Consider the following 20,300-nt stretch of genomic DNA (forward strand, 5'->3'; position numbering starts at 1 on the left):
AGCCCCGCCGGCGCCTGAGGCGCGAGGGGCCGGGGGCTGGTCCCACGGGCACCACGGGCCCGGGGCGTAGCCACGAGGGTTAGCTCTTGGCGGCCGCGAGGTCCACCGGCCGGGGCCGCATCGCCACCCGGCCGGCGAGGCCCGTGGCGGACAGCGCCATCAGCCCGGCCGCACCCACGACCACCCCGAACACCAGCGGCAGCACCACCGCTGCCGCCGACCCCGTCATGCCCACGCTGAACGCGGTGAGTACCGCCAGCGCGATCCCCGACCCGAGCACCACCCCCATCAGGAGCACCGCCAGCGCCTCCACCCGCAGCATCCCCCGCACCTGCCGCCGCGTCGCCCCCGCGAGCCTCAGCATCGCGAACTCCCGCAGCCTCTCCCCCGTGGACATCGCCAGCGTGTTGGCCACCGCGATCGCGGTGAAGGCCAGGACGAGTCCCATGGCCAGCAGGTTGATCTCCGACCCGGCCGCCTGCCGCTCCGCCCGCGCGCCGTCCGCTTCGGCCGCCGACAGCACGGCCACGCCCGGGTACTCCCGTACCGCCGAGGCGAGCGCCTCCCGCGCCGCCGGCCCCGCGACCAGCACGCTCGAAGCCAGCGGGTCATCGACGTGCGCGGCCACCAGGCCGTGCGGCAGCGTCACGTCCCCGAACCCCAGCCCCCGCGCGTACACCGCGGACACGGTCAGGGTGACCGGCGTTCCGTCGCCCAGCGTCAGCGAGAGCGGGCTGCCCTGCTTCAGGCCCAGCTGGTCGGCGGCCAGTTCGCTCACCGCGACGCTCCGCTCCCCGAATCCCGTCAGGCTCCCGGCCGTCACTCCCGGGTTCCAGGTCCGGTCGAGCCCGGCCGGGGTCACGCCCTGCGCCGCGTACTTCGTCAGCCCGACCCGGATCGACGTGTGCACGATCTCGGTGGCCGCGAGGACCCCGGGGGTCCGGCGGATCCGCTCGGCGGCGGCGCCGGGAACCCCCGGCCCCCTTCCCTGGAGCACCCACTCGGCCCGTACTCCCTCACGGGCCTGCGCCCGGGCGGCGTCGCCGAGCGTCGGAGTGACGAAGAGCACGGTGCAGGCCATCCCGATCAGCAGGGTGAGCGGGGTGACCGCGGAGGCCATCCGGGTCGCGTTGCCGCGCAGGTTGGCGGTGGCCAGACGGCCGCCCGGACCGGCCAGCCGCAGCGGCCCGGCGAGCAGCGCGGCCGCGCCCTTGACGATCAGCGGGCCCAGCAGTGAGACGGCTCCGGCGAGCACCACGACGGCGAGGAAGGTGACCGGAGTCGAAGCCGGCTCGGTGCGCAGCCTGCCGAGTACGGCGACCAGCACCACCCCGGCCGCCAGCAGCAGCGCCCCGGCGGCGAGCCGGGCCCACGCGGGCCTGCTCTGCTCGACGGCGGCCTCGGCCAGTGCTTCGGCGGGGCGGACGCGGGCCACCCGGCGTGCGGTGATCCGGGCCGCGGCCCACGCTCCGAGCAGGCTCGCGCCGACGGCGGCGATCATCGGGAAGATCCCGGCGGTGCGCTCCAGGGTCACCGGGACGACCCCCGCGTCGACGAACCGGCCGTGCAGCCAGGCGGCCAGCGGCAGCCCGGCGAGGGCTCCGGCGATTCCGGCGGCGAGCCCCACGAGCAGCGCCTCACGGCCGATCATGCCCCGCAGCTGCTTGGGGGTGGCGGCGATGGCGCGGAGCAGGGCGAGCTCGCGGTGGCGCTGCTGGATCGACAGGGAGAAGGTGCCGACGACCACGAGGACCGCGACGAGCAGCGAGGTGCCGCCCATCGCGCCGCCCATGGAGACCAGCTTGATCCGGGCACCGGCCGCGTCGAGGAATTCCACGGGGCCCCGCCCGTCGCCGGTGGCCACCTGCGCGGTGGTGCCCTGGAGCGCCTGGCCGATCCGTTCGGCCAGCTCGCCGGCGTCCGCTCCGGCCCGGGGCAGTACCCCGATGGCGCTGACCCGGCCGTCGCGGGCGGCGAGCCGCTGCGCCTCGGCGTCGCCGAAGAACAGGGCGCTCTGGTGCGCGAGGCTCCCGCCGGAGGCGGCCGCGGCCGCGATCCCGTCTGACCGTATAGGTCTTGGGCGCACCGGTGGACTGCACGGTGAGCTCGGAGCCGGGCTTCAGGGCAGCGCGGGCCGCGAGTCCGCGGTCGACGACGACCTCGTCACCGCCCTGGGGGGCGCGGCCCTCGGCGAGCGTGAAGGGGGTGAGCGCGGCCGAGCTCCAGGCGTGGCCGTACGAGGGCTTCGCACCGTCTCCGCCCGGGCCGCCCTCGGTGAGCGGTACGGCCTGGAAGGTGAGCTCGGGGACGGCGCGCTCGACTCCGGGCACCGCGCGGACCGTGTCCACGGCGGCGGCCGGCAGCCAGGCCCGTTCGGCGACGGGCTTGGCCTTGTGCTTCGTTTTGGACTTGCCCTTCTTCTCCTTGACCGTCGTCGCGTGGACGTTCTGGTCGGCGGAGACGACCACCGGGGCGCCCGCGTAGCGCTCGGTGGCGATCGTCCCGCGGAGCCCCGTCTCGAGGAGGGTTCCGCAGGCGGTGACGAGGGCCGCCGCGCACAACAGGGCGAGGAAGGCTCCGAGGAAACCTGCTTTGCGGTCCCTGACGGTCTGGAGTGCGTAGCGCAGCATCATGGGGAAAACTCTGCCGCCGCGGCCGCCGCGGGACATTGGAGCGCCCCGGCGTCCTCCGCCGGGGGCTAACCCCACCCCACGCGGTACCGGCGCGCCGCTCCGCCCCGGCCCTGTGTCACCCCGTCAGATCGTCGGCGTCCTCGCCCTCCGCCTCCAGCGCGCGGCGGACCACCCGCAGGGCCATGCCCTCGGGGTACCCCTTGCGGGCGAGCATTCCGGCGAGGCGCCGGATCCGCTTGTCCCGCTCCAGGCCCCGGGTCGCGCGGAGCTTGCGCTCCACGAGCTCCCGGGCGGTCTCCTCCTCCTGGTCGGAGTCCAGCTGTTCCAGGGCCTCCTGTACGAGGGTGGGGGCCACCCCCTTGGTACGGAGCTCCTGCGCGAGCGCCCGGCGGGCCAGCCCCCGGCCCCGGTGCCGGGACTCGACCCAGGCCCCGGCGAACGCGGCGTCGTCGATCAGGCCCACCTCCTCGAACCGGGAGAGGACCTGCTCCGACACCTCCTCGGGGATGTCGCGCTTGGCCAGGGCGTCCGCGAGCTGCCGCCGGGTCCGCGGCATCCCGGTGAGCAGGCGCAGACAGATCGCCCGCGCCTGCTCCTCGGGACTCTGGGGCGGCAGTTCCCGGCGGTCCTCCCGGCCTGCACGCCCCTCGTGGCCCTCGTGGCCCTCCGTGCGACGGCCTCCCCGGCCGCCGCCCTCGCGGCGGCCCCGGCGACTGCCCTCGCGGCGGTCCCCGGCGCCGTCCGCGCCGTCAGCGCCGCCCCTTGCCTGCTCCCACACGGGTCAGCTCTTGGCGACGGCGGCCTTGACCGCGGTCTTGGCCTTCGACGCGGGAGCGGGCACGGCCGCGGTCTCGGCGGACGCGTCCGCGCCGGCCTCGGCCGTGGCGGCAGCCGCAGCGGTGTCCTTGCGGATACCGACGCCCAGCTTCTCCTTGATCTTCCGCTCGATCTCGTCGGACAGGGCGGGGTTGTCGCAGAGGAACTTCCGCGCGTTCTCCTTGCCCTGGCCCAGCTGGTCGCCCTCGTACGTGTACCAGGCGCCGGCCTTGCGGACGAAGCCGTGCTCCACGCCCATGTCGATCAGGCCGCCCTCGCGGCTGATGCCGTGGCCGTAGAGGATGTCGAACTCGGCCTGCTTGAAGGGCGGCGCGACCTTGTTCTTGACGACCTTGACGCGGGTGCGGTTGCCGACCGCGTCCGTGCCGTCCTTGAGGGTCTCGATGCGACGGATGTCGAGGCGCACGGAGGCGTAGAACTTCAGCGCGCGGCCACCGGTGGTGGTCTCCGGCGAGCCGAACATCACACCGATCTTCTCGCGGAGCTGGTTGATGAAGATCGCGGTGGTCTTGGACTGGTTGAGCGCACCGGTGATCTTCCGGAGGGCCTGGCTCATCAGACGGGCCTGGAGACCCACGTGCGAGTCGCCCATCTCGCCCTCGATCTCCGCGCGCGGCACGAGGGCCGCGACGGAGTCGATGACGATGAGGTCCAGCGCACCGGAGCGGACCAGCATGTCCACGATCTCCAGCGCCTGCTCACCGGTGTCCGGCTGGGACAGGATGAGGTTGTCGGTGTCGACGCCGAGGGCCTTGGCGTACTCGGGGTCGAGCGCGTGCTCGGCGTCGATGAAGGCCACGGTGCCGCCGGCCTTCTGCGCGTTGGCCACGGCGTGCAGCGTCAGGGTCGTCTTACCGGAGGACTCCGGCCCGTACACCTCGATCACACGGCCGCGCGGCAGCCCGCCGACGCCGAGCGCGATGTCCAGCGCGGTCGATCCGGTGGGGATGACCTCGATGGGGTCGTTCGGCTTGTCGCCGAGCCGCATCACGGCACCCTTGCCGAACTGCCGTTCAATCTGTGCGAGCGCGGCGTCGAGAGCCTTCTCGCGGTCGTTGCCTGCCATGGGTTCCACCCGATTTGCTTGAGTCGATCGCTTCACGCCATTGACGCTAACGCCTGCCACTGACAACGCGGTCCCACGTCCGTTTTGGCTGTGGATAACCAATAAGAATGCGTGTTCGATTTCCCTGTCAAGCGCGCCACGCCGGACCCGTCCGCCCCACCGGCGGCTGGCATGATCCACTCCCATGACGGACACCTCGGCGGACACCTCGGGCGGCGCCACCTCCAGCATGTTCCCCGCCGGCCGCACCGCGCTCATCGTGCGGATATCCGAAGCGGAACCCGTCGTCCGGGTCTGGCGGGACCGGATCGACCCCGCGGCCCGGGCCGGGGCCGGGGTGCCGGCGCACGTGAGCGTGCTCTACCCGTTCCTCCCGGAGAGCCTGATCGACGCCTCGGTCCACGCCGGGATCGCCGCGGCACTGAGCCCCCACCACGCCTTCGACCTGCGCTTCGAGCGGACCGGCCGGTTCCCCGGGATGCTCTACCTCGCCCCGGAGCCGGACGCCCCGCTGCGCCGGCTGACCCGCGCGGTCACCGAGCGCTGGCCGGACGTCCGGCCCTACGGCGGCCGCTACCCGGACCCGGTCCCGCACCTCACGGTGGCCCAGCGGGCCCCGGAGGCGGAACTGGACGCCGCCGAGGCGGACCTGAGCACCCGGCTCCCCCTCACCACCCGCGTCCGCGCCGTCGACCTGGTGGCCTACGACGGGACGGCCTGGCGGGAGCGCGCGAGCTTCACGCTGCGGGAGCCCGGAGCGTGACACGGCCGGAGCGTGACACGACCGGCGAGTGACACGACCGGGAAGCGGCGCCCCGGAGAGTGACAACCCAGGGTTGACACTCCTCCGACTGTCAACCTAGGGTTGCATTCATGACGAACCCTTCGGTGGAACCCGTTCGCATGACCAATCCGGTACGCCTCGACGACCTCATCGAGGCCATCAAGAAGGTCCACACCGACACCCTGGAGCAGCTCAGCGGCGCAGTCGTGGCCGCCGAAGCCCTCGGGGACGTCGCGGACCACCTCATCGGCCACTTCGTCGACCAGGCCCGCCGCTCCGGCGCCTCCTGGACCGACATCGGCCGCAGCATGGGCGTCACCCGCCAGGCCGCCCAGAAGCGCTTCGTCCCCAAGCCCGACAAGGCCGGGGAGGGCGCGGACGTCGACGCCGCACAGGGCTTCGGCCGGTTCACGCCCCGCGCCCGCAACGTCGTCGTCACCGCCCAGAACGAGGCCCGCGCGGCCGGCAACACCGAGATCGCCACCGCCCACCTGATCCTCGGTCTGCTCGCCGACACCGAGTCCCTCGCCTGGCTCGTCCTGCGGGCGCAGGGAGCATCCCCGGAGGGCGTGCGCGCCGCCGCGACCGCGGTCCTGCCCGCGCCCGTCGCCGAGGTCCCCGAGCTCGTGCCCTTCGACGCCGCCGCGAAGAAGGCGCTCGAGCTGACCTTCCGCGAAGCCCTGCGGCTGGGCCACGGCTACGTGGGCACCGAGCACATCCTGCTCGCCCTCCTCGAACTCGAGGACGGCGAAGGCGTGCTCTCCTCCCTCGGCATCGACAAGGCCGCCACCGAGGCGGCCGTCACCGAAGCCCTGGAATCCGTACTCGGCGCCTCCGGGGCGGAGTAGCGCTCCCTGCGGAGGCGCTCCCCCCGGAGGCGTCCTCCCCCGTCACCGCGTACCGCTTCACGTACGCGCCGAGGAAGGCCTGCATCGTGGCGACGGCCGGGATCGCGATGAGCGCCCCGACCGCGCCCAGCAGGGCGGTGCCCGCGATGACCGATCCGAAGGCCACCGCCGGGTGGATGTCCACCGTCTTCGACGTCAGCTTCGGCTGGAGCACGTAGTTCTCGAACTGCTGGTACACCACCACGAATCCGAGGACGTACAGCGCGTACCAGGGGTTGACCGTGAAGGCGAGCAGCATCGGCAGCGCACCCGCCAGGTAGGTGCCGATGGTGGGGATGAACTGCGACACCAGCCCCACCCACACCGCGAGCGCGGGCGCGTACGGCACGCCCAGCACCGCGAGGACGATGTAGTGCGCGATCCCGGAGATCAGCGCCATCAGCCCGCGCGAGTAGAGGTATCCGCCCGTCTTGGTGACGGCGATCTCCCATGCCCGCAGCACCTCCGCCTGCTTCTTCGGAGGCAGTACGGAGCACAGCGCGCGGCGCAGTCGCGGCCCGTCGGCGGCGAAGTAGAAGGAGAACAGACCGATCGTCAGCAGCTTGAACAGTCCGCCGAGCACGGTGGCGGACACGTCGAGCACGCCGCTCGCGCTGTTCTGCACGTACTTCTGCAGCCAGTCGGAGTGCAGCAGGCTGTCCTGGATGTCCAGCCGGGACAGGTCCGTGTGGAAGGTGTCGTTGATCGAGCCGATCAGCGAGTCGAGGTAGCCGGGGAAGCCCTCCACCAGCTCGACGATCTGCGCGGCGAGGACCGAGCCGAGCAGGACGACGAATCCGACGGCCGTGACGAACACCCCGAGGAACACCAGGAAGGTGGCGAGCCCGCGGCGCATGCCGCGGGCCGCCATCCGGGCCACGGCCGGTTCTATCGCGAGCGCGAGGAAGAACGCGATCAGGATGTTGACGAGCAGCCCGATGAGCTGGTGGAAGGCCCAGCTGCCGAGCTGGAAACAGGCCACCAGGGCCAGTACGAGGAGCACGGCGCGCGGCAGCCAGCGCGGCATCCGGGCCTCCGCCGCAGCCGCTGCCGGTCCCCCGGCGGAGGCGGGCGGCGAGGGAAGGACCGCGCCGGGAGCAGGCCCCCCATCGCCCGTTACGGGGCCTGCGGCCGGCGGATCCGCCGGTGCCTGCGGGCCGGCCGGCGGCGCGCTCCGGGGGTCTTCGTGCCGGTCGGTCGTCTCATCACTGGCTGCCACGCCGACCAGTCTGTCCCACCGGCGCCGCGAACCACGAAGCGGTCGCCGCGGCCCCCCACCGGCCGACCGGTTCGGCCGGACGCCGGTCCCCCGGCCGAACCGGCCGGCCGGACGCACCGCGCTAGCGCAGCGAGGCGGGCACGTCCACCGCCGAACACACCGCGCGCCACACGTCCTTGGTCTCCCAGCCCGCGTCCAGCGCCTCGTGGACCGTACGTCCCCCGAGCTCCGTCATGACGTGGTCCCGCGCGAAGGAGTCCGCGTAGCCCGCACCGAAGTGCTCGGCCATCCGCTCCCAGAAAATCGTCAACCGCATGCCTCCAGTATCCCGCCCCGGAGAGTGCACCCTCCCCGTTCGGGCCACTTCGGCGCAGCCCGGGCCCCTACGGTTCCTGGCATGCCTGGAGACGAAGCCCGCGCCCCGGCGGCGACGACCGCAATCACCGCGCCGAGCGCGCCGACGGCGACGAGCGCGCCGGCCCGCGCCGAGCGGTTCATCTGGCTCACGGCCCGCGTGCTGGAGCAGCGGCGGTTCGCGTTCCACTTCCTCGGCGGGGACGCGGACCCGGTCGATGCCGCCCTCGGCGCCTACCTCGGCGGCGACGGCGGGTACGGCCACGCCCTCGACCCGGATCTGCGCGGCCCGCTGAGCCACCCTCTGCACACCGCCCACGCCCTGCGCGTCCTGGACGGCCTGGGCCGCTGCGCCGGACAGCGCATCGAGCGGCTGTGCGCCCACCTGATCCGGGTCTCCACCCCCGACGGGGCGCTACCGGCGACCGCTCCGGCCTCCGGCGGCTACCCGGCGGCCCCCTACCACCCGCTGCACGACGATCCCCCGGGCGACCTGCTGGCCACCGGCCCCGTCGTGGGGATCCTGCACCGCAACCGGGTGTGGCACGCGTGGCTGTTCCGGGCGACGGACTTCTGCTGGGACCGGGTGGAGAACCTGCGCCACTGGCACCCCTACGAAGTCCGGAGCGCGGTGGCCTTCCTGGACGGGGTGCCCGACCGGGCCCGGGCCTCGGCGGCCGCCGACCGGCTGGGGCGCCTCGTCCGCGAGCAGCGGCTCGTCGTACTGGACCCCGCGCGGCAGGACGCGTACCCGCCGGTCCCCGGCCACGGCCCGGACGAGCACCTGTACCCGTACGACTTCGCCCACCGCCCGGAGTCCCTCGCCCGCGGCTGGTTCACGGACGCGGAGCTGTACGGCTCGCTGCGCTTCCTGGCCGGCCTGCAGCAGCCGGACGGCGGCTGGCCGGTGACCTGCGGCGCGTGGGCGCCGGGCAGCTCGCTGGAGCGGCGCCCGATCGCCACGCTGGAGGCGCTGCTGACCCTGCGCGCGTACGGCCGCCTCCCGGGCCCTAGCCTCCCAGGGCCCGCAGCCCCGCGGTGACGGCGACGGCCGCCGCTACCACGACGAGGAACGGGGCCCGCAGCAGCAGCGCGACCGCGGCGGCGGCGAGCCCGGCGGCGCGGGCGTCGAGCACGAGCTCCTGCCCGGTGGCGAAGGTCTGCTGCGCGGTGAGCGCGGCGAGCAGCGCGACCGGCAGCAGCGCGGCGAGCTTGCGCACCGCGGGCCGCTCCAGGGCTCCGGCGGGGACGAGCAGCCCGGCGAGCTTCACGGCGTAGCAGCCGACGACGGTGATCCCGATGGCGATCCAGACGTTCACGGCCGGCGTCCCTTCATCCACAGCACGATCGGCGCGGCCAGCGCCGCGATCAGCACGGGCACCCCGGCGGGCAGTACGGGCAGCAGGCCCAGCCCGAGGACGAGGGCGAGCCCGGCGACGGCCCGCTCGGTGCCGGTCCTCAGCATCGGCGCGAGCAGCGCGAGGAACACGGCGGGCCCGGCGGCGTCCAGTCCCCACGCCCGGGTGTCCCCGATGGCCTCGGCGCCGAGCGCGCCGAGCAGGGTGGTGAGGTTCCACAGGACGTAGAGGCTCAGCCCGGTCACGGTGAACCCGAGCCGGGCGGACTTCCGGTCGGGCTGGGCCAGGGCCACGGCGGTGGTCTCGTCGATCACCCAGTGCGCGGCGAACGGGCGCACGCCCTTGGGCAGCGCGAGCAGCTGGGACAGCCGCAGCCCGTAGAAGGCGTTGCGGGTCCCGAGGAAGAAGGCCCCGGCGGCGGCCGTGAACGGATTCCCGCCGGCGGCCAGGGCTCCGACCAGCGCGAACTGCGAGGCCCCGGTGAACACCAGCAGGCTCAGCACGCAGGCCTGGAGGGTGCTGACCCCGGACCCGGCGGCGGTCACGCCGAAGGCGAAGCCGGACAGCCCGACCGCCACTCCGACGCCGAGCGCGTCCCGCACCACGGCGGCGCGCGGCTTGTCCGCCGCGGGCACCCCGCCGGGAGCCGCCGCCCCGCCGCGGACCTCTCGGTCGGGTCCTTCTTGTATGGCCATCCTCTGTTCTCCCACGCCCCGAAACTACGTGGGCCGCGCCGTCCCGGTCTTGTACGTTCTTGCACCATGCACGAAGTGATCAAGGAAATGGCACAGCAGCTGGCGGAGGTGCCCGGCGTACGCGGAGTCATGCTCGGCGGCAGCCGGGCCCGCGGCGAGCACCGCCCCGAATCGGACTGGGACCTCGGCGTCTACTACCGCGGCCCCCTCGACCTCGCCGCGCTGGGCGCGCTGGCCGGACCGGACGTGGAGGTGGCCGGGCCGGGCGGCTGGGGACCCTGGGTCAACGGCGGAGCCTGGCTGAGCGTGGACGGCGTGGCGGTGGACTGGATCCTGCGCGACCTGGACCGGGTCGAGCGGGTGTGGCAGGACTGCCGCGAGGGCCGCTACGAGGTGGGCGTGCAGCCGGGACACCCGCTCGGCTTCTGGTCCCCCTGCTACCCGGGCGAGGTGGCCCTGGGCCAGGTCCTCGCGGACCCGGCCGGCGAGCTGACCGCCCTGCGCGCCTCGGTCTCGGCCTACCCGGAGCCGCTCCGGGACGCCCTGCTGGCCGGGGCCTGGGAGGCGGAGTTCCTCGCCGCGGGCGCCGCGAAGGGCGCGGCCCGCGCGGACGCCCTGTACGTCTCCCTGTGCCTGTCCAAGGCCTTCGGCCTCCTCGTCCAGGCCCTGTACGCGGCGGACCGCCGCTGGTGCCTCAACGAGAAGGGTGCCCTGGCCGCCGCCGAGCTCCTCCCCTCGGCGCCGCCCGCCTTCGGCGACCGCGTCCGCACCCTGCTGGGCGCGCAGGGCACGACCCCGGAGTCCCTGACGGCCACGGTGACGGAGGCCCGAGCCCTGATCGAGGAGACCCGCGCGGGGCTGGCCTAGCTAGGGGGTGTCCGCCGCCTCAGGGGCTCACCGAGCAACCCGGTGAGCTCCGCCTCGACGGCGGCGAGCAGTCCGGTGCCCCAGACGCACAGGGTCTGCTCCCACGGGTGGCCGAAGGTGCCGAAGCGCAGGCCGGGGTGGAGGTTGAGGTAGTAGTCGCCGTCCGGATAGACCGCCCCGGGCCAGGCCGGCTCGCCCGGTCCACCCACCCGGTGGGGATCGAATACGTAGCCCGTGTGCTGCCAGTCGAGCCAGACCAGCAGCTCCCCGGGGCGCGTGAGTGCCGTCAGCGCACGGTTGACGATCGCATCGGGGACGTCGAGTGCTTCTCCCTCGATGTCCAGCGCTTCGAGGGACCAGGTGACGGACGGAACCGGTTCGTCGATCCCGGGAAACCGGTGCGTGCTCGGACGGAAGCCGAACTCCTCCTCGAGGCGGGACCAAAGCCCGCTCTCGACCGTATCCCCGGTCTCCCGGACCGGTCGGGTCCGGGCCGGGTTTCCGCCCGGATGCCACCGGTGGGTGCGCACGGTCGTGAGTTCCTCGAACCCGGCGGCGGTGAGCGCGGTCCGCAGTTCCCCGTCGGCCTCGGCCACGCAGTACGGCGCCTCGCACCCCATCAGGAACGGCTGCGCGGCGAGCGGGGCGAAGGCCGGCACCAGTTCGGGGTACGGCCCGGTCAGTCCGCCGATCTCGACGAAATCGGAGTCCGCGAAGCGGCCCGCCCACCCGACGGCCGTCATGCGACCGCGGTCGAACAGCGCGACCGTGTCCCCCCGGCCGCTGGGGCCGTAAGCGGCCCATCCGTCGGCCTCCACCTCCGCCAGCGCCCTCGCGTGCGGGCCACCGGCCGAGGCCAGGTCCCGGGCCCCCGCCCCGGAGCCGACCGACCGCACCCGGCCACCGCTCCGCATGCGCGCGAGCCCCGCGAACTCCGCCACCATCAGCGACCGCTCCGGATCCGCCGTGAACCCGGCCGCCTCCAGTTCCTCGGCCAGGCCCGGCGGATCGGCCCCGTACACCTTCCACTCCACCGGCTCGCTCCGCGCGGCGAAGGCCTCCTGCTGCCGCCGCACCAGATCCGCGAGCTCCCCGCGCCCGATGTGCGTCAGCGGCCGGTGGCCAACCGTGCCGTGCGTGCCGTAGTGGGTCCGTACGAGGGGCCCGTCCCGCTCCACCACCGAGCCCGGCGGCGGCCACTCGGGCACCCGCCCCCGCACCTGCTGCGCGTACGCGCCCCACACCCTGGCCTGCCCCAACCGGTCCATGATCCGGACCCTAACCGGCCGCCCGCCCCCGCCGGTACGCGCCCGGCGGCACCCCCACGATGCGGGTGAAGTGCCGGTTCAGGTGCGGCTGGTCGGTGAAGCCGACGGTGACGGCCGCCTCCGCCGGCGGGATCCCCGCGTCGAGCAGCCGCCGCGCCCGCCGGACCCGGGCATCGGTCAGCCAGGTGTGCGGGGGCATGCCGTACCGGTCCCGGAAGGCCCGCAGCAGGGCGAAGGGGCTCGTGCCCAGCTCCGCCGCGAGCTGCTCCAGGGACGGCGGCTCCGCCATCCGTTCCTCCAGTACGGCCCGGGCCCGCTCCGCGTCGGCGGCCCCCGCGCGGCCCGCCGTCCGGGCGGGCAGCGGCCCGGCGTGCCGGGTCAGCATCCGGGCCACCACCCCGCGCAGCAGCGTGTCGGCGGCCAGCGCGTTGCCGGCCTCGGCGGCCCGGTGGACCTCGGTGATGGCCCGGGAGGCCTGCGGGTCGGCGACCATGTCGGCGGTGAAGCCGGGGGTCCCGCGCAGGGTCCCGATCTCGGTGGCGACCTCGGCGATCAGCGCCCGGGAGGGGTAGAGGGTGGCGTAGGCCCAGCCCTCGGGGACCCCGGCGCGGGCGGTGTGCGGGACCTCGGGGTTGATCAGGACCACGCTGCCGGGCCCGGCGCGCAGGGTGTCCCCCGGCAGGCCGATCTCCTCGACGCCGCCGGTGACGGCCGCGATGACGTACCCGTCGTGGGCGTGGCGCGGAAAGGTGTGGCGCACGTAGTGGGCGCGCAGGAGGTCCAGCCCGGGCAGTTCCGCGTACTGCCAGTGCCGCGCCCACTCCCGGCGGCCCTCGTCCGCTCCCGTGCCGCTCCCCATCCCCCCATTCTGCGCCCGGTCCGGCCGGGGTGTTTCCACAGGTCCGGCCGGTTGTCAGTGGGCGGGTGCACGATGGGGGCATGTCCGGTACCGCGCTCGACTCGTTCTCCCCCGCGACCCGTTCCTGGTTCACGGGGGCCTTCGTCTCGCCCACCTCCGCCCAGGAAGGCGCCTGGCGGGCCATCGGGGCGGGCTCGGACGTGCTGGTGGTGGCCCCCACCGGCTCCGGCAAGACCCTGGCCGCCTTCCTCGCCGCCCTCGACCAGCTCGCCTCGACCCCGCCCCCGGCGGAGACGAAGAAGCGCTGCCGGGTGCTGTACATCTCGCCCCTGAAGGCCCTGGCGGTGGACGTGGAGCGCAATCTCCGCAGCCCGCTGACCGGTATCCGGCAGGAATCGGTGCGCCTGGGCCTGCCCGAGCCCGAGATCCGGGTCGGCATCCGCTCCGGCGACACCCCGCCGGCCGAGCGGCGGGCGCTGGTGACCCGGCCGCCGGACATCCTGATCACCACGCCCGAGTCGCTGTTCCTGATGCTGACCTCGGCGGCCCGCGAGGCCCTGGCCGGGATCGAGACGGTGATCCTGGACGAGGTGCACGCGGTCGCCGGGACCAAGCGCGGAGCCCATCTCGCGCTGTCCCTGGAGCGGTTGGACGAGCTGCTGCCCCGTCCCGCCCGCCGGATCGGCCTGTCGGCGACGGTCCGCCCGGTGGAGGAGGTGGCCCGCTACCTCGCTCCGCGCGGCAAGGTGGAGATCGTCCAGCCGCCCTCGACCAAGGAGTTCGACCTGTCGGTGGTCGTCCCGGTCCAGGACATGGGCGAGTTGGGCGGCTCCCCCGCCACCGAGGGCAAGGAGGGCGGTGACAAGCCCTCCATCTGGCCGCATGTGGAGGAGCGGATCGCCGATCTGGTCCAGGCCCACCGGTCCACCATCGTGTTCGCCAACTCCCGCCGCCTCGCCGAGCGCCTGTGCAACCGGCTCAACGAGATCGCGTACGAGCGGGCCACCGGCGGCCCGCTGCCCGAGGGCCCGCCCCCGGCCGAGATCATGGCCCAGTCGGGCGCCGCCCAGGGTGCCCCGCCGCTGCTGGCCCGCGCCCACCACGGCTCGGTCTCCAAGGAGCAGCGGGCGCTGGTGGAGGAGGACTTGAAGGCGGGCCGGCTGCCCGCCGTGGTCGCCACCTCCAGTCTGGAGCTCGGCATCGACATGGGCGCGGTGGACCTCGTCATCCAGGTGGAGTCCCCGCCGTCGGTGGCCTCCGGGCTGCAGCGGGTGGGCCGGGCCGGGCACCAAGTGGGCGCGGTCTCCACCGGAGTCGTCTTCCCCAAGTACCGGGGCGACCTCGTCCAGGCGGCCGTGGTCACCGAGCGGATGCGCACGGGCTCGATCGAATCCCTGCGGATCCCCTCCAACCCGCTGGACGTCCTCGCCCAGCAGCTCGTCGCGATGACCGCGATGGACACCTGGCAGCTGGACGACCTGCTCGCCCTGGTGCGCCGGGCGGCCCCCTTCGCGGCGCTGCCCGACTCGGCGTTCACGGCGGTGCTGGACATGCTGGCCGGCCGCTATCCGTCGGACGCGTTCGCCGAGCTCAGACCACGCGTCGTCTGGGACCGCGTCGCCGGTACGATCACCGGCCGGCCCGGCGCCCAGCGCCTCGCCGTCACCTCCGGCGGGACCATCCCGGACCGCGGGCTCTTCGGCGTCTTCCTGGCCGGCTCCGACCCCAAGAAGGGCGGCGGCCGGGTCGGCGAGCTCGACGAGGAGATGGTCTACGAGTCCCGCATCGGCGACGTCTTCACCCTCGGCACCACCTCCTGGCGGATCGTGGACATCACCCGCGACCGCGTCCTGGTCACCCCCGCCCCCGGGGTCCCGGGGCGCCTCCCGTTCTGGAAGGGCGACCAGCTGGGCCGTCCGCTGGAGCTGGGCCGCGCGGTCGGCGCCTTCCTGCGCGAGCTCGGCGGCCTCACCGCAGAGGACGCCCGGCTGCGCCTGCTGGCGGCGGGCCTGGACGCCTGGGCCGCCGAGAACGTCCTGTCCTACCTCGCCGAGCAGCGCGAGGCCTGCGGCCACGTACCGGACGACCGGACCATCGTCGTCGAGCGGTTCCGCGACGAGCTCGGCGACTGGCGGGTCGTCGTCCACTCCCCCTTCGGCGCCCAGGTCCACGCCCCCTGGGCGCTGGCGCTCGGCGCCCGTCTCTCCGAGCGGTACGGGATGGACGCGCAGGTCATGCACGCCGACGACGGCATCGTGCTCCGCCTCCCGGACGCGGACCTGCTGAACATGGACCTGGACCTGGACCTGCTGGACCACGACCCGGCACGAGGGTCCTCCTCCGCCTCCTTCGACTTCGACGACGAGAAGCCCCCGCTCGGCGCGGCGGACGTGGCCTTCGACCACGGCGACATCCAGCAGATCGTCACCGACCAGGTGGGCGGCTCCGCCCTGTTCGCCTCCCGCTTCCGCGAGTGCGCGGCCCGCGCCCTGCTGCTCCCGCGCCGCAATCCCGGCAAGCGCACCCCCCTGTGGCAGCAGCGCCAGCGCGCCTCCCAACTGCTCCAGGTGGCCTCCGAGTTCGGTTCGTTCCCGATCGTGCTGGAAGCCGTACGGGAATGCCTGCAGGACGTCTTCGACGTGCCGGGCCTGACCGAGCTGATGGGCGACATCGAGGCGCGCCGGGTCCGCCTCGTCGAGGTCACGACGCCCGAGCCCTCCCCCTTCGCCCGCTCCCTCCTCTTCGGGTACGTCGCCCAGTTCCTCTACGAGGGCGACTCGCCGCTCGCCGAGCGCAGGGCGGCCGCGCTGTCGCTGGACTCCCGGCTGCTGGCCGAGCTGCTCGGCCAGGCCGAGCTCCGCGAACTGCTCGACGCGGAGGTGCTGACGGAGCTGGAGCGGGAGCTCCAGTGGCTGACCGAGGACCGGCGGGCCAAGGACGCCGAGTCGGTGGCCGACCTGCTGCGCCTGCTGGGCCCCCTCACCCCGGCGGACCTGGCCGCCCGCGGCGCGGAACCGCAGTGGGCGCAGTCCCTCGCCGCCTCCCGCCGGGCGATCCGGGTCCGGATCGCCGGCGAGGACCACTGGGCGGCCATCGAGGACGCCGGCCGGCTGCGCGACGCGCTGGGCACGGCGCTCCCCGTGGGCGTCCCGGAGGCGTTCACCGAGCCGGTGAAGGACCCCCTCGGCGACCTCCTGGCCCGGTACGCCCGTACCCACGGCCCCTTCACCACGGTCACCGCCGCCGCCCGCTTCGGGCTGGGCACGGCCGTGACGGACGGCGCACTGCACCGGCTCGCGGCGGCCGGCCGGGTGGTGCAGGGCGAGTTCCACCCGGCGGGCATCGGCCAGGAATGGTGCGACGCCACCGTTCTCCGCAGGCTACGGCGCCGCTCCCTCGCCGCGCTGCGCCAGGAGTTGGAGCCGGTCCCTCCCGCCTCCCTCGCCACCTTCCTCCCGCAGTGGCAGCACCTGGGCGGAGCCCTGCGCGGCATCGACGGGCTGGCCCGCGCGATCGAACAGCTCCAGGGCGCCGCGGTTCCCGCCTCCGCCCTCGAACGCCTGATCCTCCCCTCCCGCGTGGCGGGCTACTCCCCGACCCTCCTGGACGAGCTCACCACCACCGGCGAGGTCGTCTGGGCCGGGGCGGGCGCCCTGCCGGGCAAGGACGGCTGGGTCTCCCTCTACCTCGCGGAGGCGGCCCCCCTGCTCCTCCCCCCGCCGCACCCCCTGGAGCTCACCCCGCTCCACGAAGCGGTCCTCTCCGCCCTCTCCGGCGGCTACGGCCTGTTCTTCCGCCAGCTCACCGACCGGGCCCGCGCCCAGTACCCGGACGCCTCGGACGCGGACCTCTCCTCCGCCGTCTGGGACCTGGCGTGGTCGGGCCGCCTGACCAACGACACCCTGGCCCCCCTGCGCTCCCTCCTCGGCTCGGGCCGCACGGCGGGCGCCACCGCCCACCGCGCCCGCCGTACGATCCCCCGCGGCCGCTACGGCACCCTCACCGGCCCTTCCTCCCGTACGGGACCGCCCACGGTGTCGGGCCGCTGGTCCCTGCTCCCGGTCCACGCCCCGGACCCGACCCACCGCGCCCACGCCCTGGCCCGCACCCTGCTGGACCGCCACGGGGTGGTGACCCGGGGCGCGGTGGCGGCGGAAGGCGTGGAAGGCGGCTTCAGCGCGGTCTACCGCATCCTCTCCGCCTTCGAGGACAGCGGCCAGGCGCGCAGGGGCTACGTGGTCGAAGGCCTGGGCGCGGCCCAGTTCGCCATGGACGGCGCGGTCGACCGCCTCCGCGCCGCCGAGCGCACCCCGCCGCCTCTCGCCGCGGTGGTCCTCGCCGCCGCCGACCCGGCCAACGCCTACGGCGCCGCCCTCCCCTGGCCGGAGCCCCCCACCGGCTCCACCCACAAGCCGGGCCGCAAGGCGGGCTCCCTGGTGGTCCTGGTCGACGGCGAGCTCACCCTCTACCTGGAGCGCGGCGGCAAAACCCTCCTCGCCTGGCCCGACCCGGAAGACCCCCGCCTCACAGCCGCCCTCACGGCCCTCACCACGGCCTCCCGCAACGGCACCCTCCCCACCCTCACGGTGGAACGCATCAACGCCGCCCCCTCCCTCACCTCCCCCTACGCCCCACCCACAGAAGCCTCCGGCTTCCACGCCACCCCCCAGGGCCTCCGCCTGCGCCACTGATCACTTTCGCCAGAACAGGTGGTGGGTCACCCCGCTCGGGCTGGGCACGACGTCCAGGTGGAACCGGTCGAGGAGCTCGTCCGGGGACTCCCAGAGCCGTAGTCCGGACCCGAGCTTCACCGGCGAGACCGCCACGTGCAGGGTGTCGACGAGGTCGGCGTCGAGGAACTGCCTGATGGTGGTGACCCCGCCGCCGAGTCGGACGTCCTTCCCCCGCGCCGCCTCCCGGGCCTGAGCGAGGACCGCGGCAGGGTCTGCGTCGACGAAGTGGAACGTGGTGTCGGAGAGCGTGAACGAAGGTCGCTCGTGGTGGGTCATGACGAACACCGGAGAGTGGAACGGGGGCTCGTCACCCCACCAGCCCTGCCACTCATGGTCCTGCCAGGGCCCGCGCACGGGCCCGAACTTGTTGCGGCCCATGATCTCGGCGCCGATGTTGTGTGCGAAGTCCCGCGTGAAGTAGTCGTCGAGGCCCCGGCTGCCACCGGGGTCGGTGCGCATCGGCCAGCTCGCGGTGGCGCCGCACCAGGAGAACAGCCTCCCGGGATCGACATGACCGAACGGCCTCTCCAGGGTCTGGTCCTCACCGGCACCGATCCCGTCACTCGAGACGTTGAAGTTCTGGACCCTCAGCAGCTGAGCCACGTGCGTTCCTCCTGTGATCGCGATACCAGTGGTGAGAGGTGAGACTCTCCGAACCGGGCAAACTCATCGCTGCCTCCGCAGCATCGAGACAAACACTGCCGCTCGAGGATCCCCCAAGCCACCGGGCCAAGGCCCGGAGCCCGCAACGGGGCCCGGAACCGGGGCACCCGAGGCGGAGCCCAGAACCGGGTCCAGAACCCGAGTCCGGAACCGGGGCACCCGGGGCAGAGCCCAGAACCGGGTCCAGAACCCGAGTCCGGAACCGGGGCACCCGGGGCAGAGCCCAGAACCGGGGTCCGGGGCGAAGCCCCGGGGAACGGAGGAAGGGCGGGGCGGGGAGCATCCACCACGCCGCGGCGCCCCGCCCGGCCGCACCCCGCCGGCCCGCCCGGCCCGCCCGGCCCGACGGCCCGCCGGCCCGCCCCCGCAGGAGAATGGACGCATGCCCGAAGGAGACTCCGTCTACCGCGCCGCGGCCCGGCTCCGCGAAGCCCTCGCGGGCAGGGAACTCACCCGCTCCGACCTCCGCGTCCCCCGCTTCGCCACCGCAGACCTCACCGGCTTCACCACCCTCGCCGTCGTCCCCCGGGGCAAGCACCTCCTCATCCGCTTCGGCCAATCGGCACCCACCGAAGACACCGGCCCAGGGGCCACCCACCCCCTCCTCACCCTCCACACCCACCTCCGCATGGACGGCACCTGGCGCATCCTCCCCAGCCCCAGCCCCAGCCCCGGCCCCGGAACCCGCACCCCACCCCGCCCACCCGGCCCCGCCCACGAAATCCGCGTCATCCTCGGCACCACCACCCACACCGCCGTCGGCTACCGCCTCCCCGTCGTCGAACTGCTCCGCACCGCCGACGAACACCGCGTCGTCGGCCACCTCGGCCCCGACCTCCTAGGTCCCGACTGGGACGAGGAGGTCGCCGCCGCGAACCTCCTCGCCGCCCCCGCCCGCCCCCTGGGCGAAGCCCTCCTCGACCAGCGCAACCTGGCCGGCATCGGCAACATCTACAAGGCCGAGCTCTGCTTCCTCGCCCAGGTCACCCCCTGGACCCCGGTGGGCGATCTGCCGCCCGGCAACCTCCCCCGCCTCGCCGCCGCCGCGCACCGGCTCCTCGACGCGAACAAGGCCCGCCACCGCAACACCACCGGCAGCCGCCGCCCCGGCCAGGACCTGTTCGTCTACGGCCGCGCCCACCGCCCCTGCCTGCGCTGCGGCACCCCCGTCCGCGAGGCTCCCCAGGACGACCGCCCCACGTACTGGTGTCCCCGTTGCCAATCCGGCCCGACGCCTTAGTTGACGCCCCGTCAGATCCGGTCGTACCGTCCCCGCATGCCTACACCCAGCGCGTACGAACTCACCGGCCGCACCGCTCTGATCACCGGCGCCGCCAGCGGCATCGGCCGGGCCACCGCCGTACTCCTCGCCGAGGCCGGAGCCGCCGTGCACTGCGCGGACCGCGATGCCCAGGGCCTCGACGAGACCGTCGAGCTCGTCACCAAGGCCGGCGGCCGGGCCACCGCCCACCCCCTCGACGTGACCGACCGTGCCGCGATCAGGGCGGCGATATCGCAGGCCGGCCCGCTCGACATCACCGCCGCGATCGCCGGGATCATGCACAGCAGCAGCGTCCTGGAGACGTCCGACGAGGACCTGGACCGGGTCCTGGAAATCAACTTCAAGGGGGTGCTGCGCACCTGCCAGGAGGCGGCCCGCGCCATGATCGCGGCCGGCCGGCCCGGTTCGATCATCACCATGGCCTCCGGCGCCGTGGACGCCGCCCAGCCCGGCCTGCTCTGCTACAGCGCTGCCAAGGCCGCCGTCGTGCAGCTGACCAAGACCCTCGCCACCGAGGCCGGCCCGCACGGCATCCGCGTCAACGCCGTCGCGCCCGGCTGGATCCGCACCCCGATGACCGGCCGGCACAGCCCCGAGGTCCAGGAGCAGACCGAGGCGATGATGACGCGGATGTCCCCGCTGCGCCGCGTGGGCGAGCCCGAGGACATAGCCCAGGCAGTGCTCTACCTCGCCTCGGACGCCTCGTCCTTCATGACGGGCCAGATCCTTCGCCCGAACGGAGGAGTCTCCATGCCCTGGTAACCCACCACCCCGGAACCACCCACCACCCGGACA

Annotated in this window: 16 protein-coding genes and 1 pseudogene; 7 read left to right on the plus strand and 10 right to left on the minus strand. The window is 74.3% G+C overall.

Annotated elements, in window-relative coordinates; translation table 11 throughout:
• Window positions 1-79: 79 nt before the first annotated feature.
• The 3 genes and pseudogenes from AC3IX6_RS09140 to recA all read right to left on the minus strand — a co-directional run bounded on the left by AC3IX6_RS09140 (window position 80) and on the right by recA (window position 4,536).
• Window positions 80-2,633: pseudogene (locus AC3IX6_RS09140) on the minus strand (FtsX-like permease family protein).
• 115 nt (window positions 2,634-2,748) lie between these two features.
• Window positions 2,749-3,411 (minus strand): recombination regulator RecX, encoded by a 663-nt coding sequence (gene recX / locus AC3IX6_RS09145; protein ID WP_489369723.1) that lies wholly within the window; start codon window positions 3,409-3,411, stop codon window positions 2,749-2,751.
• 3 nt (window positions 3,412-3,414) lie between these two features.
• Window positions 3,415-4,536 carry a recombinase RecA gene (recA, locus tag AC3IX6_RS09150; protein ID WP_489369724.1) on the minus strand — a complete coding sequence of 374 codons (1,122 nt, stop codon included), beginning with the start codon at window positions 4,534-4,536 and terminating at the stop codon, window positions 3,415-3,417.
• Between the two features lie 184 nt (window positions 4,537-4,720).
• Between recA and AC3IX6_RS09155 the strand changes: the two genes are divergently transcribed.
• Together AC3IX6_RS09155 and AC3IX6_RS09160 are read left to right on the plus strand one after the other, a co-directional pair.
• Complete coding sequence (locus tag AC3IX6_RS09155; protein ID WP_489369725.1) at window positions 4,721-5,299, plus strand: 2'-5' RNA ligase family protein; 579 nt, start codon at window positions 4,721-4,723, stop codon at window positions 5,297-5,299.
• Between the two features lie 110 nt (window positions 5,300-5,409).
• A complete protein-coding gene (locus AC3IX6_RS09160; RefSeq protein ID WP_489369726.1) occupies window positions 5,410-6,168 on the plus strand; it encodes a Clp protease N-terminal domain-containing protein in 759 nt (252 codons plus the stop codon).
• Here the strand turns inward: AC3IX6_RS09160 and AC3IX6_RS09165 are convergent.
• Window positions 6,122-7,234, minus strand: a complete 1,113-nt coding sequence (locus AC3IX6_RS09165; protein ID WP_489369727.1) for an AI-2E family transporter — start codon at window positions 7,232-7,234, stop codon at window positions 6,122-6,124. The two genes, AC3IX6_RS09160 and AC3IX6_RS09165, sit on opposite strands and share 47 nt — an antisense overlap.
• 313 nt (window positions 7,235-7,547) lie before the next feature.
• Window positions 7,548-7,742 carry a DUF3046 domain-containing protein gene (locus tag AC3IX6_RS09170; RefSeq protein ID WP_254386113.1) on the minus strand — a complete coding sequence of 65 codons (195 nt, stop codon included), beginning with the start codon at window positions 7,740-7,742 and terminating at the stop codon, window positions 7,548-7,550.
• An 81-nt stretch (window positions 7,743-7,823) separates the two neighbouring features.
• Here AC3IX6_RS09170 and AC3IX6_RS09175 point away from each other — a divergent pair, with 81 nt between their 5' ends.
• A complete protein-coding gene (locus tag AC3IX6_RS09175; protein ID WP_489369728.1) occupies window positions 7,824-8,822 on the plus strand; it encodes a hypothetical protein in 999 nt (332 codons plus the stop codon).
• Here the strand turns inward: AC3IX6_RS09175 and AC3IX6_RS09180 are convergent.
• Complete coding sequence (locus AC3IX6_RS09180) at window positions 8,791-9,099, minus strand: AzlD domain-containing protein (RefSeq protein WP_266881444.1); 309 nt, start codon at window positions 9,097-9,099, stop codon at window positions 8,791-8,793. The two genes, AC3IX6_RS09175 and AC3IX6_RS09180, sit on opposite strands and share 32 nt — an antisense overlap.
• Complete coding sequence (locus AC3IX6_RS09185) at window positions 9,096-9,833, minus strand: AzlC family ABC transporter permease (protein ID WP_489369729.1); 738 nt, start codon at window positions 9,831-9,833, stop codon at window positions 9,096-9,098. Before AC3IX6_RS09185 ends, AC3IX6_RS09180 begins: the two co-directional genes overlap by 4 nt.
• Before the next feature lie 66 nt (window positions 9,834-9,899).
• Here AC3IX6_RS09185 and AC3IX6_RS09190 point away from each other — a divergent pair, with 66 nt between their 5' ends.
• Complete coding sequence (locus tag AC3IX6_RS09190; protein ID WP_489369730.1) at window positions 9,900-10,700, plus strand: nucleotidyltransferase domain-containing protein; 801 nt, start codon at window positions 9,900-9,902, stop codon at window positions 10,698-10,700.
• Here the strand turns inward: AC3IX6_RS09190 and AC3IX6_RS09195 are convergent.
• Both AC3IX6_RS09195 and AC3IX6_RS09200 read right to left on the minus strand, forming a co-directional pair.
• Window positions 10,697-11,968: a DUF2716 domain-containing protein gene (locus AC3IX6_RS09195; protein ID WP_489369731.1), complete on the minus strand. Its 1,272-nt coding sequence runs from the start codon at window positions 11,966-11,968 to the stop codon at window positions 10,697-10,699. The genes AC3IX6_RS09190 and AC3IX6_RS09195 overlap by 4 nt on opposite strands.
• A 10-nt stretch (window positions 11,969-11,978) precedes the next feature.
• The gene (locus AC3IX6_RS09200) at window positions 11,979-12,827 is read right to left on the minus strand and encodes an AraC family transcriptional regulator (RefSeq protein WP_489369732.1); all 849 of its coding nucleotides are present in this window, start codon (window positions 12,825-12,827) and stop codon (window positions 11,979-11,981) included.
• An 80-nt stretch (window positions 12,828-12,907) separates the two neighbouring features.
• On the opposite strand from AC3IX6_RS09200, the gene AC3IX6_RS09205 reads away from it, so the two are divergent.
• Entirely contained in the window at window positions 12,908-17,518 is a 4,611-nt protein-coding gene (locus AC3IX6_RS09205; protein WP_489369733.1) for an Lhr family ATP-dependent helicase, read from the plus strand.
• On the opposite strand, the gene AC3IX6_RS09210 is transcribed toward AC3IX6_RS09205, so the two are convergent.
• Entirely contained in the window at window positions 17,519-18,163 is a 645-nt protein-coding gene (locus tag AC3IX6_RS09210; RefSeq protein ID WP_489369734.1) for a dihydrofolate reductase family protein, read from the minus strand.
• A gap of 442 nt (window positions 18,164-18,605) precedes the next feature.
• On the opposite strand from AC3IX6_RS09210, the gene AC3IX6_RS09215 reads away from it, so the two are divergent.
• Together AC3IX6_RS09215 and AC3IX6_RS09220 are read left to right on the plus strand one after the other, a co-directional pair.
• Entirely contained in the window at window positions 18,606-19,463 is an 858-nt protein-coding gene (locus tag AC3IX6_RS09215; RefSeq protein WP_489369735.1) for a DNA-formamidopyrimidine glycosylase family protein, read from the plus strand.
• Window positions 19,464-19,499: 36 nt separating this feature from the next.
• The gene (locus AC3IX6_RS09220) at window positions 19,500-20,267 is read left to right on the plus strand and encodes an SDR family NAD(P)-dependent oxidoreductase (RefSeq protein WP_489369736.1); all 768 of its coding nucleotides are present in this window, start codon (window positions 19,500-19,502) and stop codon (window positions 20,265-20,267) included.
• Window positions 20,268-20,300 lie beyond the last annotated feature (33 nt).

The sequence above is a fragment of the Streptomyces sp. GL_141 genome (genome assembly GCF_057834385.1).

Excerpts from the sequence above, each read along its gene's own strand:
- AC3IX6_RS09170 (WP_254386113.1), bottom strand. The coding sequence starts at position 7,742 with ATGCGGTTGACGATTTTCTGGGAGCGGATGGCCGAGCACTTCGGTGCG.
- AC3IX6_RS09195 (WP_489369731.1), bottom strand. The coding sequence starts at position 11,968 with ATGGACCGGTTGGGGCAGGCCAGGGTGTGGGGCGCGTACGCGCAGCAG.
- AC3IX6_RS09155 (WP_489369725.1), top strand. The coding sequence starts at position 4,721 with ATGACGGACACCTCGGCGGACACCTCGGGCGGCGCCACCTCCAGCATG.
- AC3IX6_RS09160 (WP_489369726.1), top strand. The coding sequence starts at position 5,410 with ATGACGAACCCTTCGGTGGAACCCGTTCGCATGACCAATCCGGTACGC.
- recA (WP_489369724.1), bottom strand. The coding sequence starts at position 4,536 with ATGGCAGGCAACGACCGCGAGAAGGCTCTCGACGCCGCGCTCGCACAG.
- AC3IX6_RS09220 (WP_489369736.1), top strand. The coding sequence starts at position 19,500 with ATGCCTACACCCAGCGCGTACGAACTCACCGGCCGCACCGCTCTGATC.
- AC3IX6_RS09175 (WP_489369728.1), top strand. The coding sequence starts at position 7,824 with ATGCCTGGAGACGAAGCCCGCGCCCCGGCGGCGACGACCGCAATCACC.
- AC3IX6_RS09205 (WP_489369733.1), top strand. The coding sequence starts at position 12,908 with ATGTCCGGTACCGCGCTCGACTCGTTCTCCCCCGCGACCCGTTCCTGG.
- AC3IX6_RS09165 (WP_489369727.1), bottom strand. The coding sequence starts at position 7,234 with ATGCCGCGCTGGCTGCCGCGCGCCGTGCTCCTCGTACTGGCCCTGGTG.
- AC3IX6_RS09215 (WP_489369735.1), top strand. The coding sequence starts at position 18,606 with ATGCCCGAAGGAGACTCCGTCTACCGCGCCGCGGCCCGGCTCCGCGAA.
- AC3IX6_RS09200 (WP_489369732.1), bottom strand. The coding sequence starts at position 12,827 with ATGGGGAGCGGCACGGGAGCGGACGAGGGCCGCCGGGAGTGGGCGCGG.
- AC3IX6_RS09190 (WP_489369730.1), top strand. The coding sequence starts at position 9,900 with ATGCACGAAGTGATCAAGGAAATGGCACAGCAGCTGGCGGAGGTGCCC.
- AC3IX6_RS09185 (WP_489369729.1), bottom strand. The coding sequence starts at position 9,833 with ATGGCCATACAAGAAGGACCCGACCGAGAGGTCCGCGGCGGGGCGGCG.